The organism is Aureimonas endophytica (assembly GCF_014642635.1).
GTDB lineage: Bacteria > Pseudomonadota > Alphaproteobacteria > Rhizobiales > Rhizobiaceae > Plantimonas > Plantimonas endophytica.
On record NZ_BMIQ01000001.1, the window covers coordinates 477,716 to 497,833 of the forward strand.

General features: G+C 67.3%; 18 protein-coding genes. 10 read left to right on the forward strand and 8 right to left on the reverse strand.

The features are described 5' to 3' along the window. The first annotated feature begins 110 nt into the window (after positions 1-110). The 8 genes from IEY14_RS02405 (at position 111) to mazG (ending at position 8,786) form a co-directional block, all read left to right on the forward strand. Entirely contained in the window at positions 111-1,262 is a 1,152-nt protein-coding gene (locus IEY14_RS02405) for a septal ring lytic transglycosylase RlpA family protein (RefSeq protein ID WP_188906612.1), read from the forward strand. A 177-nt stretch (positions 1,263-1,439) separates the two neighbouring features. After that, entirely contained in the window at positions 1,440-2,588 is a 1,149-nt protein-coding gene (locus IEY14_RS02410) for a D-alanyl-D-alanine carboxypeptidase family protein (RefSeq protein WP_373288926.1), read from the forward strand. A gap of 14 nt (positions 2,589-2,602) precedes the next feature. Then, entirely contained in the window at positions 2,603-3,292 is a 690-nt protein-coding gene (gene tmk, locus IEY14_RS02415) for a dTMP kinase (RefSeq protein ID WP_188906613.1), read from the forward strand. Next, the gene (locus IEY14_RS02420; protein ID WP_188906614.1) at positions 3,289-4,296 is read left to right on the forward strand and encodes a DNA polymerase III subunit delta'; all 1,008 of its coding nucleotides are present in this window, start codon (positions 3,289-3,291) and stop codon (positions 4,294-4,296) included. The genes tmk and IEY14_RS02420 overlap by 4 nt, the downstream gene beginning before the upstream one ends. Positions 4,297-4,368: 72 nt before the next feature. Continuing rightward, positions 4,369-5,910, forward strand: coding sequence for a methionine--tRNA ligase (gene metG / locus IEY14_RS02425; RefSeq protein WP_188907359.1), 1,542 nt, complete (start codon positions 4,369-4,371; stop codon positions 5,908-5,910). Between the two features lies 1 nt (position 5,911). Then, entirely contained in the window at positions 5,912-6,730 is an 819-nt protein-coding gene (locus IEY14_RS02430) for a TatD family hydrolase (protein WP_188906615.1), read from the forward strand. Next, complete coding sequence (locus IEY14_RS02435) at positions 6,727-7,536, forward strand: MBL fold metallo-hydrolase (RefSeq protein ID WP_188906616.1); 810 nt, start codon at positions 6,727-6,729, stop codon at positions 7,534-7,536. The genes IEY14_RS02430 and IEY14_RS02435 overlap by 4 nt, the downstream gene beginning before the upstream one ends. A 335-nt stretch (positions 7,537-7,871) precedes the next feature. Further along, on the forward strand, positions 7,872-8,786 hold the full coding sequence (mazG, locus tag IEY14_RS02440) for a nucleoside triphosphate pyrophosphohydrolase (RefSeq protein WP_188906617.1): 915 nt from the start codon (positions 7,872-7,874) through the stop codon (positions 8,784-8,786). On the opposite strand, the gene hflX is transcribed toward mazG, so the two are convergent. From hflX to dusB, 7 genes are all read right to left on the reverse strand, one after another. After that, positions 8,750-10,207 (reverse strand): GTPase HflX, encoded by a 1,458-nt coding sequence (gene hflX / locus IEY14_RS02445; RefSeq protein WP_188906618.1) that lies wholly within the window; start codon positions 10,205-10,207, stop codon positions 8,750-8,752. The two genes, mazG and hflX, sit on opposite strands and share 37 nt — an antisense overlap. After that, positions 10,149-10,382, reverse strand: coding sequence for an RNA chaperone Hfq (hfq, locus tag IEY14_RS02450; RefSeq protein ID WP_188906619.1), 234 nt, complete (start codon positions 10,380-10,382; stop codon positions 10,149-10,151). Before hfq ends, hflX begins: the two co-directional genes overlap by 59 nt. 102 nt (positions 10,383-10,484) lie before the next feature. Then, positions 10,485-11,846, reverse strand: coding sequence for a nitrogen assimilation response regulator NtrX (ntrX, locus tag IEY14_RS02455; RefSeq protein ID WP_188906620.1), 1,362 nt, complete (start codon positions 11,844-11,846; stop codon positions 10,485-10,487). Then, the gene (locus IEY14_RS02460) at positions 11,846-14,086 is read right to left on the reverse strand and encodes a sensor histidine kinase NtrY-like (protein ID WP_188906621.1); all 2,241 of its coding nucleotides are present in this window, start codon (positions 14,084-14,086) and stop codon (positions 11,846-11,848) included. The genes ntrX and IEY14_RS02460 overlap by 1 nt, the downstream gene beginning before the upstream one ends. An 89-nt stretch (positions 14,087-14,175) precedes the next feature. Further along, positions 14,176-15,624, reverse strand: coding sequence for a nitrogen regulation protein NR(I) (gene ntrC, locus IEY14_RS02465; RefSeq protein ID WP_188906622.1), 1,449 nt, complete (start codon positions 15,622-15,624; stop codon positions 14,176-14,178). Between the two features lie 13 nt (positions 15,625-15,637). Then, positions 15,638-16,762: a two-component system sensor histidine kinase NtrB gene (locus IEY14_RS02470; RefSeq protein WP_188906623.1), complete on the reverse strand. Its 1,125-nt coding sequence runs from the start codon at positions 16,760-16,762 to the stop codon at positions 15,638-15,640. Position 16,763: 1 nt separating this feature from the next. Further along, entirely contained in the window at positions 16,764-17,813 is a 1,050-nt protein-coding gene (dusB, locus tag IEY14_RS02475) for a tRNA dihydrouridine synthase DusB (RefSeq protein ID WP_188906624.1), read from the reverse strand. Between the two features lie 131 nt (positions 17,814-17,944). Between dusB and IEY14_RS02480 the strand changes: the two genes are divergently transcribed. Then, positions 17,945-19,156, forward strand: coding sequence for a bifunctional 2-C-methyl-D-erythritol 4-phosphate cytidylyltransferase/2-C-methyl-D-erythritol 2,4-cyclodiphosphate synthase (locus IEY14_RS02480; RefSeq protein ID WP_188906625.1), 1,212 nt, complete (start codon positions 17,945-17,947; stop codon positions 19,154-19,156). Continuing rightward, positions 19,153-19,671, forward strand: a complete 519-nt coding sequence (locus tag IEY14_RS02485) for a CinA family protein (RefSeq protein ID WP_188906626.1) — start codon at positions 19,153-19,155, stop codon at positions 19,669-19,671. Before IEY14_RS02480 ends, IEY14_RS02485 begins: the two co-directional genes overlap by 4 nt. On the opposite strand, the gene IEY14_RS02490 is transcribed toward IEY14_RS02485, so the two are convergent. Further along, complete coding sequence (locus IEY14_RS02490) at positions 19,638-20,108, reverse strand: type II toxin-antitoxin system RatA family toxin (protein ID WP_188906627.1); 471 nt, start codon at positions 20,106-20,108, stop codon at positions 19,638-19,640. The genes IEY14_RS02485 and IEY14_RS02490 overlap by 34 nt on opposite strands. Positions 20,109-20,118 lie beyond the last annotated feature (10 nt).

A 20,118-nucleotide genomic window follows, 5' to 3' on the forward strand; every position in this document is an offset into this window, starting at 1 on the left:
CTCTTGGTAACGTTCTGCGGCGAGGGATGGCGCGGGGGCGCCTCGAAGCCGGATGGCTGCGATCCCTTGCGAACGAAGCGGTCGGGGACCTTGGCATGCAGGATGGCCGGATGATGTGGGGGAAGGGCGCGACCGTTTCGGCTTTCGTCGTCGCTGCGCTTTTCCTCGGCGGGTGCCAGTCCGAGGTCAAGCACGAGACCGCCAAGCGCATCAAGAGCGATCCAAAGGAGCGGTTTACCGAATCCGAATATGGCGTGAAGGCCAGCCCGCGCGTCACCGATCTCGTCAAGGTTCCGAAGGGCGGCGGTCGCGAGCAGCTCGGTCGGCCCTACAAGGTCAAGGGCAAGTGGTACTATCCCAAGGAGCAGCCGGGCTATGTCCAGGTCGGCAATGCCTCCTGGTATGGTTCCAGCTTCCATGGTCGTCTGACCGCGAATGGCGAAGTCTACGACATGTTCGGCCTGTCGGGGGCTCATCCGACCTTTCCGCTGCCCTCCTATGCGCGCGTCACGAATATGGAGACCGGCGCGAATGTCGTCGTCCGCATCAACGATCGCGGCCCCTATGTGGCCGATCGAATGATGGACCTGTCGTCGAAGGCGGCCGACATGCTCGGCTACAAGTCGACCGGTCTCGGCCGGATCAAGGTGGAATATATCGGCAAGGCGCCGCTCGAGGGCGACGACACGCCCATGCTGATGGCGAGCTATCGGCCCGGCAACGTGGCGCCTTCCGTCAATGACGGGCTGCCGACCGGCGTGATGCTGGCGATGAACGAACAGTCGAACGTGCCGGGCTACGCCACCCTGGCACGGATGCCGGCGCGAACGGCGACGACCGCCGCGAAGCCGGCGAATGACGCGGCCAGCATCGACTCGATCATCCGCGACGCGGCGACGAGCGAGACGGGCCGGCGGGTGACGCTTCCGACCCGGCGCCCCGATCGCGTCCCCTCGGTGGTCGCCTCCTATGCGCCGGCGATCAAGGCGGCCTCGCGCCCCGGCGCGGCGGCGCCGCTCGGCGCCTTGGCGCGCCCGCTCGGGGCGAAACCCCAGCGCATCGAGATCGGCGCCGTTTCCGACGCCGCCAAGCTCGGCCTCCTGCGCGACCTCGCCGCCCGCAATGGCGGCGCGTTGATCGCCGACGCGGGCGAGGGGGCCATGACCTATGCCATGGAGATCGCGGCGGCAGCCGATGCCGATACCGTGCTGCGGGAACTCTGGCGGGACGGTGTCGCGGACGCCTTCGTTCTTCGCGATTGACGGGGCGCCGCGCCGCCGCGACGCGCGCTTTCCACTCACCTTTCGGGACCGATCTGCGCTATGCTCCATCGCAGCAGAATCCGCGCGCCCATTTCCATGATGCCCTTTCTTCAATTTGACGATCATCCCGCGGCCGGCGCGCCGGGCCGGCCGCGATCGCGCCGGATCGCCGCCTTGCTGGCGCTCGGGCTTTCGCTCGGTGCCGCCTTTCCCGCCACGGCGGCGGAGCCATGGGCGCCGGAGCAGACCAAGGCGAAACAGGCGCTCGTCCTCGACGGCGAGACGGGTGCGATCCTCTTCGAGAAGGATGCCGACCAGCCGTTCCGTCCGGCCTCGCTCGCGAAGCTGATGACGATGGAGGTCGTGTTCGAGGCACTTGAAACCAAGAAGCTGGCGCTCGATCAGAATTTTCGTGTCAGCGACCATGCCTGGCGCACCGGCGGCGCGCCCTCCGGCACCTCGACCATGTTCGCCAAGCTGAAATCCGACGTGCCGCTGGAGGCGCTGATCCGGGGCACGATCGTGCAGGCGGCCAATGACGCGGCGATCGTGATCGCGGAAGGCATGGCGGGGTCCGAGGAGGCCTTCGCCGGCCTGATGAACGAGCGCGCCCGCCAGCTCGGCCTGACAGGCTCGACCTTCGTCAATCCGACCGGTCTGCCGGCCGAGGGACAGAAGGTGACGGCGCGCGATCTCGTGGCGCTGGCGCGCCATATCGAGGAGCACCATCCCGACCTCTACCGGATCTATGCCGAGCCGCAGTTCGAGTGGAACAAGATCACCCAGCGCAACCGCAATCCGCTGCTGCAGGAAGGGCTTGGCGCCACCGGCATGGGCACCGGCTATACCGAGGCCTCCGGCTATTCGATCGTCGGCGTGACGGAGAAGGAGGGCCACACGACCTTCGTCGTCCTCGGCGGCCTGCCCTCGATCGCGGATCGGCAGGCGGACGCCCGGCGCATGATCGAATGGGCGGACGGCGCCTTCCGGCGCGAGACGCTGTTCCAGCCGGGACAGACGGTCGGCGCTGCGGCGGTCTATGGCGGCCTCGTGCCGAGTGTCGCCATGGTCGCCAGGGAGCCGATCCGCGCCTTCGTACCGCAAGCCAAGCCGGAGGAGGCCAGCGCCCGCATCGTCTATGACGGCCCCATCCAGGCGCCAGTGGCGGCCGGCCAGAAAATCGGCCATCTCGACATCCTGATCGGGCGGCAGGTCAGCGTGTCCTACGATCTCTTCGCGGCGCGGGCCGTGGAGCAGGGCACCTTCGCCGGGCGGGCGCTCGATGCCGCGCAGGAACTCGCCTTCGGCTGGATCCGGGCATTGTGAGGCCGGAGACGGGCGTGAGCGGCTTCTTCATCAGTTTCGAGGGCGGCGAGGGCAGCGGGAAGTCGACGCAGATCGCCCGGCTTGCCGAACGGCTCGCCGAGAAGGGCTACGATACCTTCACGACGCGCGAGCCGGGCGGCTCGCCGGGCGGCGAGGCCTTGCGCCATGTCATCCTGTCCGGCGCCGCCCGGCTGCTGGCGCCGGATCTCGAAATCCTGCTCTTCGCGGCGGCGCGGGCCGACCATGTGACGAGCGTCATCCGTCCGGCGCTGGCGCGAGGCTCCGTCGTCATCTGCGATCGCTTCCAGGATTCGACCCGCGTCTATCAGGGTCTCGCCGGCGCTGACCGGCGCCTCGTCGCGGCGCTCGAACACTTGGCGATCGGAGCCACGCAGCCGGACCTGACGGTGCTGCTCGACCTCCCGGCCGCGACCGGGCTCGCCCGGGCGGACCAACGCCGGGGCGGTGCCGTCGCCGACCGTTTCGAGAGCGAGGCGCTCGCCGTTCACGAGGCGCGTCGACAGCGATTTCTGGAGATCGCCCGAAGCGAGCCGCAGCGTTGCGTGATCGTCGACGGCGACCGTCCCATCGACGATGTGGCGCGCGAAGTGGCCTTCCTGGCGCTCGATCGACTCGACGGACGACGGCGCGAAGGACGGCTCCCGCCTGCCGAGCCCGCCGCGACCGTACCGGGTCCGGCATGAGCGACGTCGATCTCGCGCCGGCCGAGCACGATGCGCTCGAAGGCGTTCCGTCACCGGCCGAAAACGACCGGCTGCGGGGGCACGAGGCGGCTCTCGCGCAGCTGCTTGCAGCCCATCGCGCGGGTCGGCTTCATCACGCCTGGCTGCTTCAGGGGCCGCGCGGCATCGGCAAGGCGACGCTCGCCTTCGCCGTCGCCCGTCAGCTTCTCGGCGGGGACGATGCCGGGAACGCGGCGCGGCAGATCGCTTCCGGCTCCCATCCCAATCTCCTGCATCTGACGCGCGCCGAGGCCGATCGCGGCGGCTTCAAGACCCAGATCACCGTCGACGAGGTGCGCAAGCTCAACCGCTTCTTCCAGACGACCGCCGGCAACGACCGCTGGCGCATCGCGATCGTCGATCCGGCGGACGACCTGAACCGCAATGCCGCGAACGCACTGCTGAAGACGCTGGAAGAGCCGCCGGATCGCTCGCTGTTCCTCATCGTCAATCACTTGCCCGGCCGGCTGCTGCCGACGATCCGCTCGCGCTGCCGCGTGTTGCGTCTCGATCCGCTGCCGGCGCCGGTCTTGACCGGCATCCTGGACGAGCTCGCGATTCCCGCGACGGAGGCCGATCGCGGCTCGGCCGCTGCGCGGGCCGAAGGCAGCGTGCGCGGCGCCATCATGCTTCTCACCAGCGGTGGCCTGGAGATCGAGAAGCGACTCGATGCCCTGTTCGCGGCGCCCGAACCGGAATGGCACGGCATCCAGGCGCTGGCCGACGAGGTGACGCAGCGTGGCCGCGAAACCAGCTTCGACCTGACGCTGGCGGCGCTGTTCGCAAGGCTCGCGGCGGACGGCGAGGCGGCGGCGCTCAGCGGGCAGGGGCGCCGCGCGGCGCGCCTCGCCCGGCTCCATGCCGAGGAGGCGGCGCGCTTTCGCGAGGGGCTGGCCTTCAATCTCGACCGCAAGCAGATGCTGCTGACCCATTTCCATCGCCGGTTCGCCCTGGCAGGACCGTGACGGCGCGCCGATTGAGGCGGGCCGTTCGATCGCCTATAGGGCATGGACCCGATGCCCTCCGATGACGAGCCGATGGCCGAACGCTTCTATCTGACGACCGCAATCTCGTATCCGAACGGCAGGCCGCATATCGGCCATGCCTACGAGCTGATCGCCACCGACGCGATCGCCCGCTTCAAGCGGCTCGACGGCTACGACGTCATGTTCCTTACCGGCACGGACGAGCACGGCATGAAGATGCTGCAGACGGCCCGCGCCGAGGGCATCGCCGTGCGCGATCTCGCGGATCGCAACGCGGCCGAGTTCCAGCGCATGGCGGAGGTGCTCGGCGCGTCCAACGACGACTTCATCCGCACCACGGAAGAGCGGCACAAGCTGGCCTGCCAGGAGATCTGGCGCCGCATGGCGGCGTCGGGCGACATCTACAAGGATGCCTATTCCGGCTGGTATTCCGTCCGCGACGAGGCTTTCTACGCCGAAGACGAGACCGAGGTTCGGGCCGATGGCAACCGCTACGGCCCGCAGGGCACGCAGGTGACCTGGGTCGAGGAGGAAAGCTATTTCTTCCGCCTTTCGGCCTTCCAGGACCGGCTTCTCGCCCATTACGAGGCCAATCCCGATTTCGTCGGGCCGGCCGAGCGGCGCAACGAGGTCGTCTCCTTCGTCAGGCAGGGCCTGCGCGACCTGTCGGTCTCGCGCACGACCTTCGACTGGGGCATCCCTGTGCCCGGCGACGAGAAGCATGTGATGTATGTCTGGGTCGATGCCCTGACGAACTATCTGACGGCGACCGGCTTTCTCGATGACGGCGAGCGCGCGGCGTTCTGGCCGGCGGATCTGCATGTCATCGGCAAGGACATCGTCCGATTCCACGCCGTCTACTGGCCGGCCTTTCTGCTCTCGGCCGGCCTGCCGCTGCCCAAGCGCGTCTTCGCCCATGGCTTTCTCTTCAATCGCGGAGAGAAGATGTCGAAATCGGTCGGCAATGTCGTCGATCCGTTTTCGCTCGTCGCCAATTACGGGCTCGATGCGGCGCGCTACTTCTTCCTGCGCGAGGTGCCCTTCGGCCAGGATGGCAGCTATTCGCACGAGGCGATCGTCAACCGCACCAATTCCGAACTCGCCAACGATCTCGGCAATCTCGCGCAGCGCTCGCTCTCGATGATCGCCAAGCATTGCGATGGCCGGGTCCCGCAACCGGGCGCCTTCGGCGAGGCCGACAAGGCGATCCTGTCGACGAGCGGCGCGCTCCTGATCGCGGCGCGCGAGGCGGTCGACCGGCAGGAGATCCATGCCATGCTGGCGCCGATCTTCGCCGTCGTCGCCGAGGCGAACCGCTATTTCGCCGGCCAGGAGCCCTGGGCGCTGCGCAAGAGCGATCCGGCCCGCATGGCGACCGTGCTCTATGTCACGGCCGAGGTGCTGCGCCGCGTCGCGATCCTGCTTCAGCCGATCATGCCGGAAAGTATGGCGAAGCTTCTCGACATTCTCGCCGTGGCGGCGGACGAGCGCAGCTTCACCGAACTGACGCCCGACATCCGGCTGGAAGCCGGCCGCGCCATGCCGGCACCGGCGGCGATCTTCCCGCGCTACGTGGAACCGGACACCGTCTGACATGACTGCCGCGCCTTTCATCGTCGACAGCCACTGCCATCTGGATTTCCCGGATTTCGACGCCGATCGCGACGCCCTGATCGAGCGGGCGCAACAGGCCGACGTGCGGCTGATGGTGACGATCTCGACCCGCGTCGCCCGGCTGGCGCGCCTTCTGGAGCTGACGCGCGCCTATCCGAATGTCTATGCCTCGGTCGGCACCCATCCGCTCAGCGCCGGCGAGGAGCCGGATCTCGATACGGACGAGTATGTGCGCTGGTCCGCGGAGCCGAAGATCGTCGCGATCGGCGAAGCTGGGCTCGATTACTTCCACGAGGGCGCGCCGCCTGCGGTGCAGGAGCGCGTCTTCCGCAAGCAGATCGCGGCGGCGCGGGTTACCGGCCTGCCGCTCGTCATCCATTCGCGCGAATGCGATGCCGACATGATGCGCATCTTGACGGACGAGATCAGGCAGGAGCGGTTCGGCTTCGTCCTCCATTGCTTCACCGCAGGGCGCGAATTGGCCGAGCACGGTCTGGCGCTCGGCGGCTACGTCTCGTTCTCGGGCATCCTGGCCTTTAAGCGGTCCGAGGATCTGCGCGCGATCGCCGTGACGATCCCGGATGACCGGATTCTGGTCGAGACCGACGCGCCCTATCTCGCGCCGCCGCCGAACCGGGGCAAGCGCAACGAACCCGCCTTCGTGCGCGACACGGCGGCGGCGCTTGCCGAGGTGAAGGGGCTGACGCTCGAGGAACTCGCCACCCGGACCTCGGACAATTTCTTCCGGCTCTTCTCGAAAGTGCCGGACCCCCGCCAAGCCGCCGCCAAAGCCGCATGAGCGACCGGCTGCGCCTCACGATCCTCGGCTGCGGTTCCTCGCCCGGCACGCCGCGCATCACTGGCGACTGGGGCGCCTGCGACCCGACCAATCCGCGCAACCGGCGTCTGCGCGCTTCGGCCCTGGTGCAGCGCGTCTCGGCGCAAGGCGAAACGAATGTGCTGATCGATTGCGGGCCGGATCTGCGGGCGCAGATCATCGCCAGCGGCATCCGGCATCTCGACGCGGTGCTCGTGACGCATCCGCATGCCGACCATATCCACGGCATCGACGATCTGCGCGGCTTTGCCCTCGACCAGCGCCGCATCATTCCGATCCATGCGGACGACGCCACCTACGACCGCATGTTCGAGGCGTTCCGTTATTGCTTCGAACGCGCACCCGGCAGTTCCTACGATCCGATCGTGACGCGCCAAGCCATCATGGAAAGCCAGGGCTTCGCCATCGAAGGCGCCGGCGGCCGCCTCGACATCCTGCCGTTCCGCCAGATCCACGGCGCGATCCATTCGCTCGGCTTCCGCTTCGGGCCCTTGGCCTATTGCAGCGATGTCAGCGATTTTCCGCAGGGCGCCATCCGGGCGCTCGGCGGTTGCCGTCATATCGTCATCGACGCGCTCCAATACCGTCCGCATCCGAGCCATCTGTCGCTGGACCAGGCACTTGGCTGGATCGAGCGCCTCGGCGTCGAGAGCGCGACGCTGACGCATATGCACACGCCGCTCGACTACGAGACGCTGCTCGGCGAACTGCCGCGTCATGTGCGTCCGGCCTTCGACGGCATGGTCTTGGAATTCGATCTGACCTGAGCGGCACGCGCCGCCACGCGTTCGGAAATCCTCCTCAGATCTCTCGATGATATCCTGCGAAGGCGATGCACGCGTGCGAGCGCCGACTGGCTTGCGAGCGGCGTCCGGCGACAGGGGAGATGAAAGGCCGACGGCGACGCATGCTCCAAACAGCGTCCGCCCTTCGCGAAAGCAAATGTTCCATAATCTATCTTATGCAACTTATATGGATAGCGATGGCGCCCTACTTCGGCGGTTGACGCAGGACCCCTGGCCGGCTTTTGTCCTCTCTCCGACAAGGTCGGCTCCGGCCGCGAGCGACCTTGGCTCACATCGATTGCCATGAGGTTTCCGTCATGCAGCCTTCGCGCGATATCCGGCGCCTGGTCGAGATCATGGCCGCGCTGCGCGATCCGCAGCATGGGTGTCCCTGGGATATCGAGCAGAGCTTCGACACCATCGTGCCCTATACGCTGGAGGAAGCTTACGAAGTGGCCGACGCGATCGAGCGCCGGGATGCCGACGACCTGCGCGAGGAACTCGGCGATCTCCTGCTTCAGGTCGTCTATTACGCGCAGATGGCGGCGGAACGCGGCTTCTTCGATTTCGAGGACGTGGTCGAAGGCATCACGCGCAAGATGGTGCGCCGGCATCCGCATGTCTTCGGCGACGAGGTGGCGCGAAGCGCCCGTTCGGCCAAGGGCCAATGGGAGCGGATCAAGGCCGAGGAACGCGCCGAGAAGGCGCTGCGGCAGGCCGAACTCGCGACTCGGCTCGATGGACGCTCAGGCGCCGCCGGCGAAGACTGGAAGCAGTCCGCGCGGCTGGACGCGGCGCCGCTTCTGCTCGACAGCGTGCCGGGCAATTTTCCGGCGCTCGTCCTGGCGCTGAAGGTGCAGCAGAAGGCGGCGACGGTCGGGTTCGACTGGGACGCGGCCGAGCCGATCCGCGCCAAGATCGAGGAGGAATTCGCCGAGTTCGACCAGGCCTTCGCCAAGGACGACCGCGAGCACATGGTGGACGAGTTCGGCGATCTCCTGTTCAGCCTGGTCAATCTCGGCCGCTTCCACGGCCTCGACCCCGAAATGGCGCTGCGCGGCTGCGTCGCGAAGTTCCGCTACCGCTTCGGCCATATCGAGCGCCAGTTGGCGGCGGCTGGCCGCACGCTCACCGAGGCTTCGCTGGCCGAGATGGAAGCCTTATGGGTCGAAGCGAAGACCGCGCCGGCCGCCGCTCAGCCGGCGGGCGATGCCACGCGCACGTCCGGATAACGGGCGGTCATGCGTCGCAGCTCGGCCCGGGCCTGGGCCGTCATGCCGGCCGTCAGCGACACGCCGCCATCCTCGCGATCGGTGCGCTCCTGCACCGAGGCGTTCTCGTAGATCCAGGGCAGGATCGGCAGGCTGTCGGCCGGAATGTCGAGCGCGATGTCGCTGATCCGACCCGCGACCCGCGTCTCGATATTGGCGAGGAGGGCGTCGATCCCCTCGCCCGTCACAGCCGAAACCAGATGCACGTCCAATCCCTTGGCGCCGCTTTCCGAGGCCGTCACCAGCGCCGCCCGCGCCGCCTCGTCCAGGAGGTCGACCTTGTTCCAGACCTCGACCACGTGCTCGGCATCGGCCGTGTCGATCTCCAGATCGGCGAGGATCTTGTTGACGTCGCCCGCCTGCGCCGAGGCGTCGTGGTTCGCCATGTCGCGGACATGCAGCACGAGTTCCGCTTCGATCACCTCTTCGAGGGTCGCGCGGAAGGCCGCGACGAGATGGGTCGGGAGGTCCGAGATGAAGCCGACCGTATCCGACAGGATCACTTCCGTGCCATGCGGCAGCGTGATCCGCCGGAGCGTCGGATCGAGAGTCGCGAACAGGAGGTCCTTCGCCAGGACCTCGGCGCCGGTGATCGCGTTGAACAGCGTCGACTTGCCGGCATTGGTATAGCCGACCAGCGCCACGACCGGGTGCGGCGCCTTCTTGCGCTTGGAGCGATGCAGCGTGCGCGTGCGGCGCACCGCTTCGAGCTCCCGCTCTAGTCGGCCGATCTTCTCCTGCAACTGCCGACGATCCGACTCGATCTGCGTCTCGCCGGGACCGCCGAGAAAGCCGGCGCCACCGCGCTGGCGTTCGAGATGGGTCCAGCTGCGCACGAGCCGGCCCTTCTGATAGTTCAGATGCGCGAGCTCGACCTGCAGGCGGCCTTCCTTGGTGCGCGCGCGGCGGCCGAAGATCTCCAGGATCAGGCCGGTCCGGTCGAGGACCTTGGCGCCGAGTTCCTTTTCGAGATTGCGCTGCTGGACGGGCGTCAGGGGATGATCGACGATCACGAGGCCGATCTCCTCGGCCGCGACGACGCCCTTCAACTCTTCCACCTTGCCGGCGCCGATGAGCGTCGCCGGGCGCGGCTTCGACACCGGCACGATCACCGCCGAAACGATCTCGAGATCGATCGCCGCCGCGAGCCCGACCGCTTCCTCCAGACGGCTTTCGTCGGCGCGGGGCACCGTCTCGCCCTCTTCCGTCGCCTGCGTCTGCCGCAGCACCGGCACCACCACCGCGGCACGCGTCACCACGGTCTTGTGTTCAATCGGCTGGCGGGGCCGCCGTTCCTCGTATTCCGTCAAAATGCCGTCGCTCTCATTCTTCGGGCTCGTACATATGAACCGGTTGTGACGGCATGATGGTCGAGATCGCATGCTTGTAGACGAGCTGCGAATGACCGTCGCGTCGCAGAAGAACGCAGAAATTGTCGAAGGACGTGACGACGCCGGTGAGCTTCACGCCGTTCACCAGGAAGATCGTCAGCGAGATTTTCTGCTTGCGGACAGTGTTGAGAAAGAGGTCCTGAAGGCTCTGCGGGCGTTCGGCCATCGGGCGTCCGTTCTTGTCGTTGGCGGGAGCTTTCGATGCGGAAGGCCCCAGCATGTCCACGGCTCGCTGCCTAGCATTCGCGGCCGATTCGGCGCAACTGAATCAAATGCCGAGCGACTTCAGCTTGCGATGCAGGGCCGAGCGCTCCATGCCGACGAATTCCGCCGTGCGCGAGATATTGCCGCCGAAGCGGTTGATCTGCGCGACGAGATATTCCTTCTCGAACACCTCGCGCGCATCGCGCAGCGGCAGGGCCAGGATGCGCCCGTCCGCCTGCGAGGGCGTGCGCGGCAGCATCTCGCCGACCTCGTGCGGCAGCATGTCGACCGTGATGGCGCTGCCCTCGTCTTCGCGCGACAGGATCATCAGCCGTTCGACATTGTTACGCAGCTGCCGGATGTTGCCCGGCCAGTCGCTCGCCTGGAGCACGGCCATGGCCTCGCCGCTGATCTCCTTCGGCTTGATGCCGGTCTGCTCGCCGATCTGCTTCATGAAGGCCTCGATGAGCAAGGGAATGTCGGCCCGGCGTTCCGACAGCGGCGGCACGCTGATCGGCACCACCGACAGGCGGTGATAGAGGTCCTCGCGGAAGCTCCCCTCGGCGATCATCGATTCCAGATTGTGCGAGGTGGAGGAGATGATGCGCACATCGACCTTCACCTTCTTCGCGCCGCCGACGCGCTCGAAGGTCTGCTCGGTGAGAACGCGCAGGATCTTGTTCTGCGTCTCGCGCGGCATGTCGCCGATCTCGTCCAGGAACAGGACGCCGCCATGCGCTTCCTCGAAGGCGCCGACCTTGCGCTCGATGCCGGGCGGCGTTTCCGTGCCGAAGAGCTCCACTTCCATGCGGTCGGGCGTGATGGCGGCGGCGTTCAGCGCGACGAAGGGCCCTTTCGCCCGCGACGAGCGCGCGTGGATGGCGCGGGCGACCATCTCCTTGCCCGAGCCCGAGGGCCCAAGGATCATGATGCGGCTGTTGGTCGGGGCGACGCGCTCGATCGTCGTGCGCAACTGGTTCATCTGATGCGACTTGCCGACGAGTTCGGAGAAGTCGGCGGAGCGGCGGCGAAGATCCGAGACCTCCCGCTTCAGCTTCGAGGTTTCCAGCGCGCGCTCGGCGACGAGCACCAGCCGGTCCGCCTTGAACGGCTTCTCGATATAGTCGTAGGCGCCGCGCCGGATGGCGGAGACCGCCGTCTCGATATTGCCATGGCCGGAAATCATCACCACGGGCACTTCCGGATGCTGCGTCTTGATCGCTTCCAGGAGATCCAGCCCGTCGAGCCGGCTACCCTGCAGCCAGATGTCGAGAAACACCAGACGCGGAACGCGATCGGCGATCGCCTGCAGCGCCGCCTCGGAATTGCCGGCCATCCGGGTCTCGTGGCCCTCGTCCTCGAGGATCCCGGCAACCAGCTCACGAATGTCCGCTTCGTCGTCGACGACCAGGATGTCCGATGCCATCAGTTCGCAGTCCTCTCGTTGTTCGTGTCGCGGCGCGCGGTGGCGCCGAACTCATCGGCCTCGCCGGCCGGCAGACGGATGCGCACCACGGCGCCGCGCTCGCCCTCGGGCGCATCGTCGAGCTCGATCGAGCCGCCGTGCTCCTCGATGATCTTGCGCACGATCGCAAGGCCGAGCCCGGTCCCCTTTTCCCGCGTCGTCATATAGGGCTCGAGCAGGCGGTCTCGATCCTCGCGCGGGAAACCTTTGCCGTTGTCGGCGATCTCGACGCGGAACATGGCGCCGTCCCGCCTCGCCTCGATGCGGATCGCCGGATCGGCGACCTCGACGCCCTCGAAGGCTTCGGTCGCATTCTTCACCAGATTGCCGAAGGCCTGGCTGAGAAGGCGGATGTCGAAGGAGCCGAGCATCGGCTCGTCCTCGAAACGGGTGGTGAAGCGGATGCCGTGATCGCCCATTTCCCGCATGAACACGGCTTCCTTCAGCGCCTCGCGCAGGTCCTTGGCCTCCATCTTCGGCTTCGGCATGCGGGCGAAGGTCGAGAACTCGTCCACCATCCGGCCGATATCGGCGACCTGACGGCCGATCGTGTCGATGCAGCGATCGAAGATCTCGCGGTCGTTCTCGACATATTTGCCGTAGCGACGGCGGATGCGCTCGGCGGAGAGCTGGATCGGCGTCAGCGGGTTCTTGATCTCGTGCGCGATGCGCCGCGCCACATCCGCCCAGGCCGAGGAGCGTTGCGCCTCGACGAGATCGGTGATGTCGTCGAGCGTGATGACGCTCGAATGGCGGCCGACGACGCTCTCTTCCGAGGTGATCCGGACGACCAGCGCCCGGTCGCGGTCGCGCACGCGGAGCTTCAGCTCCTCCTGATATTCGGCCTTCTTGGAGGACCCGGCGGCGCGATAGATGCCGCCGAGCATCGGAAAGGCGTCGCTGAGATTGCGGCCGACGACATCGTCGGCCTGGACCGCCAGGATGCGCTCGGCCGAAGGGTTCAGCATCGCGATCGTGCCGTCGCTGCCGACGCCCATGACGCCGGCCGTGACGCCGGAGAGAACCGCCTCGGTGAAGCGGCGGCGCTCGTCGATGACGGCGTTCGTGGCGATCAGCTCGTCGCGCTGGCTGCGCAATTGCTGCGTCATGTTGTTGAAGGTGTTGGACAGCGAGCCGACATCGCCGTCCGAGCCGCGCACCGGCACCGAGACCGCGAGATTGCCCTCGCTCACCTCGTCCGCCGCCGTGATCAGCAGCCGGATCGGCCGCACCAGCCGGTCGGCGACGCCGATGCCGGTCCAGATCGCCGACAGGAGCACGATGAGAGTGATGCCGAGATAGAGGAGCGCGAAGGCGATCTGCGTGCCGACGCGGTTGTTCTGGAGATTGCGATATTCGCGGGTGCGGTCCTCCATCAGCCGGAGGGCCGCGACGACCTGCGGGTCGAGCGGGCGGATCGTGTAGAGATAGATGTCGCCGAGCGTCTGGAGCTTCAGCAGCGCGCCAACGAGATTGGTGGCACCCGGTGGAATGAAGACGAGATTGCCGGCCTTGGCGCGCGCCAGCGCATCCTCGGGCGGCGGCGGCAGCGGCTTGTCGGTCTGGATGTCGGCGGCCAGCACCTGGCTGCCGTCCGGCGCGATCAACTGGGCGCCGAGCAGCGAGCGGCCCCTCGCCTGCTCGTCGAACATCTCCTGGAAGCCGTTGCGGTCGAGATCGAACAACCGGCGCTGCGAATCGAGATCGTAGCGCATCGACAGGGTCGAGCCCTGGAGGTTCCGGGCATTCTCGTTGACATAGGCATGCGCGACGCTGACGGAGGAATCGACGATCGCGCGGGTGCGGATCTCGAACCAGCGGTCGAGGCCGAGATCGAGCGTGATGCCGGCGACGATCGCCACCAGCAGCGCGGGAATGGCGGCGACGATGGCGAAGAGCACGACGATGCGCACATGCAGCCGCGAGGCGGCCTTGCCCTTGCGCCGTGCGTTCAGCATGCGCACCGCCTCGCGGCCGATCAACCCGCAAAGGATGAGGACGAAGGCGCCGTTGACGAGCGTCGCGATCTTCACGACCTGCCCGTCCGGCTCGATCGGCGTCAGCCCCATCAGGACGACGAAGGAAATCGCGCCAGTGATCAGGGCACCGGCCACGGCGATCAGGCCGGGGACAAGCATGAAGCGGCGACGTTCCGGGAAGAACGGCGCCGCCTCGACCTGCGTCAAGGATCGCGCGGGCATCGAATCGCGTCGCTGAAATCACATCTCATCGTTGCGATAATGCAACGCTTTGTGTTCAAAATGCAACGACGCGGCGGATTTATTTATTTTTAACGGATGGAGCGGACGACCGAGATATCGAGGTCGCGGATCTTCTTGCGCAGCGTGTTGCGGTTCACGCCGAGAAGATCGGCTGCCTTTACCTGATTGCCGCGCGTCGCCGCAAGGGCCGCCGCGATCAGCGGGTATTCCACATCGCGCAGGATACGCCCGTGCAGGCCCGCCGGCGGCAGATCGTCGCCGAAGGAGGCAAAATATTCCGTTAGGTAGCGCTCGACCGAGGCGCTGAGATCGACGGGCTTCGTCCCGTCCACCGGCCCATCCAGCGTGCGGGCATGGTCGGCGGCGAGTTCGTGCTCGATGATCTCCGCCGAAATCTCGTCCTGCGGATAGAGCGCGGCGAGGCGGCGGATGAGGTTTTCTAGTTCACGCACATTGCCCGGCCAATGGTAGCGGCGCAGCACGTCGAGCGCGCCGGAGGTCAGAACCTTGCGGGGCAGGCCTTCCTTCTGCACGATCTGGAAGAAATGGCGGGCGAGATCGGGCAGGTCCTCGATGCGCTCGCGCAGGGGCGGCAGACGCAGCGGCACGACGTTCAGGCGATAGAAGAGATCCTCGCGGAACAGGCCCCGGCCGATGAGTTGGCGGAGGTCCTTGTTGGTGGCGGCGACGATGCGCACGTCGGTGGCGATCGGCGTGCGGCCGCCGACCACCGTATATTCGCCCTGCTGCAGGACGCGCAGCAGGCGCGTCTGCGCTTCCATCGGCATGTCGCCGATTTCGTCGAGAAAGAGCGTGCCGCCTTCGGCCTGCTCGAAACGGCCGCTGGATCGGGTCTGCGCGCCGGTGAAGGCGCCCTTCTCATGGCCGAAAAGCTCCGATTCGATGAGATCGCGCGGGATGGCCGCCATGTTGATCGCGACGAAGGGGCCCTTGCGGCGGCGGCCATAGTCGTGGAGCGCGCGCGCCACGAGTTCCTTGCCGGTGCCGGATTCGCCGGTGATCGTCACCGTCAGATCCGTCTGCATCATCCGCGCCAGAGCGCGATAGATGTCCTGCATCGCGGGCGAGCGGCCGACGAGCGGCATGTTCTCGCCCGCATCCTCCGCCTGGGTGGACTGCGCGCTCTTCGGCTCGGCCAGGGCCCGGCGGACGATCGAGACGAGCTCGGTCAGGTCGAAGGGCTTCGGCACGTAGTCGTAGGCGCCGCGCTCCGAGGCCTTGATCGCCGTCATGAACGTGTTCTGGGCGCTCATCACCACGACCGGCAGTTCCGGCCGCAGGTTCTTGATCCGCGGCAGGACGTCGAAGGCATTGCCGTCCGGCATCAGGACGTCGGTGATCACGAGATCCCCCTCGCCCGCCGAGATCCAGCGCCAGAGCGTCGCGATGTTCGAGGTGACGCGCACCTCGAAGCCGGCGCGGATCATGGCCTGCGAGATGACGGTTCGGATCGCGGCATCGTCGTCGGCGACGAGAATCTGAGCGGAGGCGGCCATGGGATCGTCTTATCTAGCTCCGGCGCGCATGGGCGGAACGCTTGTCGGTCTCGTCCTGCCAGGCCGGCATCAAAACGCGGAATACGGTGTGGCCCGGCTGGGACTCGCATTCGATGACGCCGCCATGATCGCCGATGATCTTCGCGACCAGGGCGAGGCCGAGACCGGACCCGCTGGGTTTGGTGGTGATGAAGGGATCGAAGATGTTCTCGCGAATATCGTCCGGCACGCCCGGCCCGTTATCCTCCACCACGAATTCGAGCGGCAGGGTCATCCGGGCCTTGGTGCCGGGAACCGACAGGCGCACGCCGGGCCTGAAGGCGGTCGAGAGCCGGATCTCGGCGCCCTCCTGGCCGTGCAGCGCCTCGGCGGCATTCTTCACGAGATTGAGGAAGACCTGGACGAGCTGGTCGCGGTTGCCGAAGACATAAGGAAGCGACGGATCGTAGGTCTCGAGGAACTTCACCTCGCGGGCGAAGCCGCTGCGCGCCAGCGTCTTCACATGTTCCAGCACGGAATGGATGTTCACCGCCGAACGCTCGATCGGCCGCTGGTCGGAGAAGACCTCCATGCGGTCGACCAGCTTGACGATGCGATCGCTCTCCTCGCCGATGAGACGCGTCAGGGCGCGATCCTCGTCGCTGGCCGATGCTTCGAGCAGCTGCGCCGCGCCCTTGATGCCGGACAGCGGGTTGCGGATCTCGTGCGCCAGCATCGCGGCGAGGCCCGTCACCGAACGCGCGGCGGAGCGATGCGTCAGCTGGCGGTCCATCTTGTCGGCAATCGAGCGCAGCTGGATCATGATCACGACATGATCGGTATCCTCGGCGAGGCTCGACACATAGAGGTCGACCAGCCGATCGGCTCCGAGCCGGGGCGAGGAGACGTCGACGCGATATTCGCTGATGCGCGAGCGATCGCCGCGCACCTGATCGATCAGCGCGAAGAGCGGACTGTCGGCGGGAATGAAATCGGCGAGCTTGCGCTTCGTCAGATAGGTGGCGCCGGCCGAGAAGAAGTGCTCGGCATCCGAATTGACGAAAACGAGCTGCCCCGCGCCGTCAATGACGACGACGGGATGCGGCAGGGCATTCAGCGTCTGAACCGCGATCTCCGCCGCGGGCTTGGCCGGCTTCATGTCAGGCCGCCTCCCGCCGCGAGACAGCCGCGCTGAACTCGGCATCGGCCGCGGACAGGCCGGCGAAGCGCCGGCGTACGAGACGCGGCACGAGGGCCGGATCGTCCGTGCTCAAGAGTTCCGTCCTCGCGGGCGAGGCTCCAGGCTCCAGGCGATCGAGATACCATCCGAGATGCTTGCGGGCGGCCTTCGCGCCGACCTCCTGGCCGTAATGCTCCAACATCGCTTCATAATGCTCGCAGATAAGATCGCTGAGGCTCACCGCTTCGAGATCGGCGCGACCGACGGCCCCGGCGACGAGCCCCGGCAGCCAGGGTCGCCCCTGCGCGCCGCGTCCGATCATCAGCGCATCGGCGCCGCTGAGACGGAGCATGGCTTGCGCCTCGTCCGGGCGGGTGAGATCGCCATTGGCGACGAGCGGCACCGACACGGCCGTCTTCACGGCCGCGATCGCCGGCCAGTCCGCCCGGCCGCTGTAGAATTGCATGCGGGTGCGGCCATGCACGGCGATCATGCGGATGCCCGCCGCCTCGGCACGGGCCGCGATCGCCGGCGCATTGATGGACTGCTCGTCCCAGCCGAGCCGCATCTTCAGCGTCACCGGCACCGAGCCCGCCCCGGCGACCGTCGCCTCGACGATGGCGAGCGCCAGTTCCGGCTCGCGCATCAGGGCCGAGCCGGAAAGACCGCCGACCACCTTCTTGGCCGGGCACCCCATATTGATATCGATCGCATCGGCGCCGAGATCGGCCAGCCGCTCGGCCGCCGCGCGCATCCACACCGGATCGCGCCCGGCGAGCTGCACGATATGGGCGCCCATGCCGTCACGCATCGCCCGCAACAGGCTTTCGGGGTGATTCTTCACCAGTTCGGCGCTGGCCACCATCTCCGAGACCACCGAGCCGGCACCGAAGCGGCGCGCGAGCCGGCGGAACGGCACGTCGGAGATGCCGGACAGCGGCGCGAGGAAGACGCGGTTCGGCAGTCGCAGCGAAGCGACCGCGAGCGGCTCCGCCAGCGACCGATCGGCCGGACGGGAGACACGCGGCATTTCGCTCAAAAGCTCAGCAGCCGGAACATGTGTCGATTCTTGCGCCATCGACTGCCAACTTATCCAGTGGTGCACAAAAGACAAGCAGTTTAGCTTGCAGCGCAGCAAAAGCTGTGGTCCATCCGAAGCCGATGATCATTCTTCCCGCAGAACCCGGGCTGCCGCGCCGATCCGCCGCCGCCATCGTCGTCGCGGCCGGTCGCGGCCTTCGGGCCGGCCCGCCCTTCGACGAGCCGAAGCAGTTCCGACTTCTCGCCGGCCGGCCGGTGCTGGAGCATGCCGTGGCCCGTCTGGTCGAAAGCGGGTTCTTCGCGACGATCGTCGTCGTCGTGCATCCCGACGACCTCGACCGGACACGGCAGCTTCTTTCCGTCTACGATGGAATCGACTTCGCCCTCGGCGGCGCGACCCGCCAGCAATCCGTCTTCGCCGGTCTCGACCGGCTGCGGGACGCGGCGCCCGAGGTGGTGCTGATACACGACGCCGCCCGGCCCTTCGTCGATCGCGACACCATCGGCCGGGTGATCGCGGCCATCGAGCCGCGCCTCGCCGCCCTGCCCGGCTCGGCCATCGCCGACACGCTGAAGCGCGTCGACGCGGCGGGACGGGTGCAGGCGACGGTCGACCGCACGGGCATCCATGGCGCGCAGACTCCCCAGGGCTTCGATTTCCGCACCATTCTCGCCGCCCACGAGCGCGCCGCCGCCGAGGGCCGGCACGACTTCACCGATGACACGGCGGTGGCCGAATGGGCGGGCTGCGCCGTCAGGCTGGTGGAAGGCTCGCCCGACAATGTGAAACTCACCTATCCCGGCGATTTCGAGCGGGCGGAGGCGCGACTGCGGATGATCGATGTCAGGACCGGCAACGGCTACGACGTGCACCAACTGGTGCCCGGCGACCATGTCACCCTTTGCGGCGTGCGGATCGCGCATGACGGCGCGCTGTCCGGCCATTCGGATGCCGATGTCGGCCTCCATGCCTTGACCGACGCGCTGCTCGCGACCTGCGGCGCGGGCGATATCGGGACGCATTTCCCCCCGACGGACGAGCGCTGGCGCGGGGCCGCCTCCCACATCTTCGTGCGGCATGCCGTCTCGATCGTGCGTGAGAACGGCGGACGCATCTGCAATGTCGACGTGACGCTGATCGCCGAGGCGCCGAAGATCATGCCGCATCGCGACGCCATGTGCGCCGCGCTCGCGGAGATGACCGGGCTCGATGCGGGCCGCGTCTCGGTGAAGGCGACCACCAACGAGGGGATCGGCTTCATCGGCCGGCGTGAGGGCATCGCGGCGATCGCGACGGCCAGCGTCAGCTATGGCGAGGCGGGTCCGCGATGACCGCGCGCCAGGATCTTCGGACGCGCGCCGAGGATCTCGTCGCCCGCCTCGCGGCGCGCGGCATGCGGATCGTCACGGCGGAATCCTGCACCGGCGGGTTGATCGCGGCCTTCGTCACCGATGTCCCCGGCTCTTCCGCTGTGCTCGATCGCGGCTTCGTCACCTATTCGAACGAGGCGAAGAGCGAGATGACCGGCGTCTCCCCCGCGCTCATTGCCGCCCATGGCGCGGTCTCGCCCGAGGTCGCGCGCGCCATGGCGGAAGGCGCCCTCGCCGCCTCGCGGGCCGAACTGGCGGTGGCCGTCACCGGCATCGCCGGGCCGGGCGGCGGCAGCGATGCCAAACCCGTCGGTCTCGTCCATTTCGGCCTCGCGAGCGGGTCCGGCACGCGGCATGTCGAGCGCCGCTTCGGCTCGCTGACGCGCGAGGAGATCCGCCATCGCAGCGTGGCGACCGCCTTCGATCTTCTGGAGGAAGCGCTTCAGGCGGCCGGCAGCGCCGAGGCGCGGCCGTAGACCTTGTTCGCCCGTTCCTCGAAGGCCTGGGCGAAGCGCCGGAAGGCATAGTCGAACATCGAGCCCATCAGCATGCCGAGCATGCGGCTCTTGAACTCGTAGTCGATGAAGAAGCGCACATTCGTGCCGCCGCCCTCGCGCGGCTCGAAGGTCCAGCGATTGTCGAGATAGCGGAACGGCCCCTCGATATATTTCACGTCGATCTCGCGGTCCTGCGGCTTCAGCAGGACCTGCGAGGCGAAGGTCTCGCGCACCATCTTATAGGCGACGGTCATGTCGGCGATCAGCAGGCGCTTGCCGTCGCGCTCCTGTTCCGAGCGCACCTCCAGCCGCTCGCAGAGCGGCAGGAATTCCGGGTATCGCTCCACGTCGGCGACGAGATCGAACATCTGTTCCGGCGCGTGCTCGACGGGGCGGACCGTCTCGAATTTCGGCATGCGAAGCGCT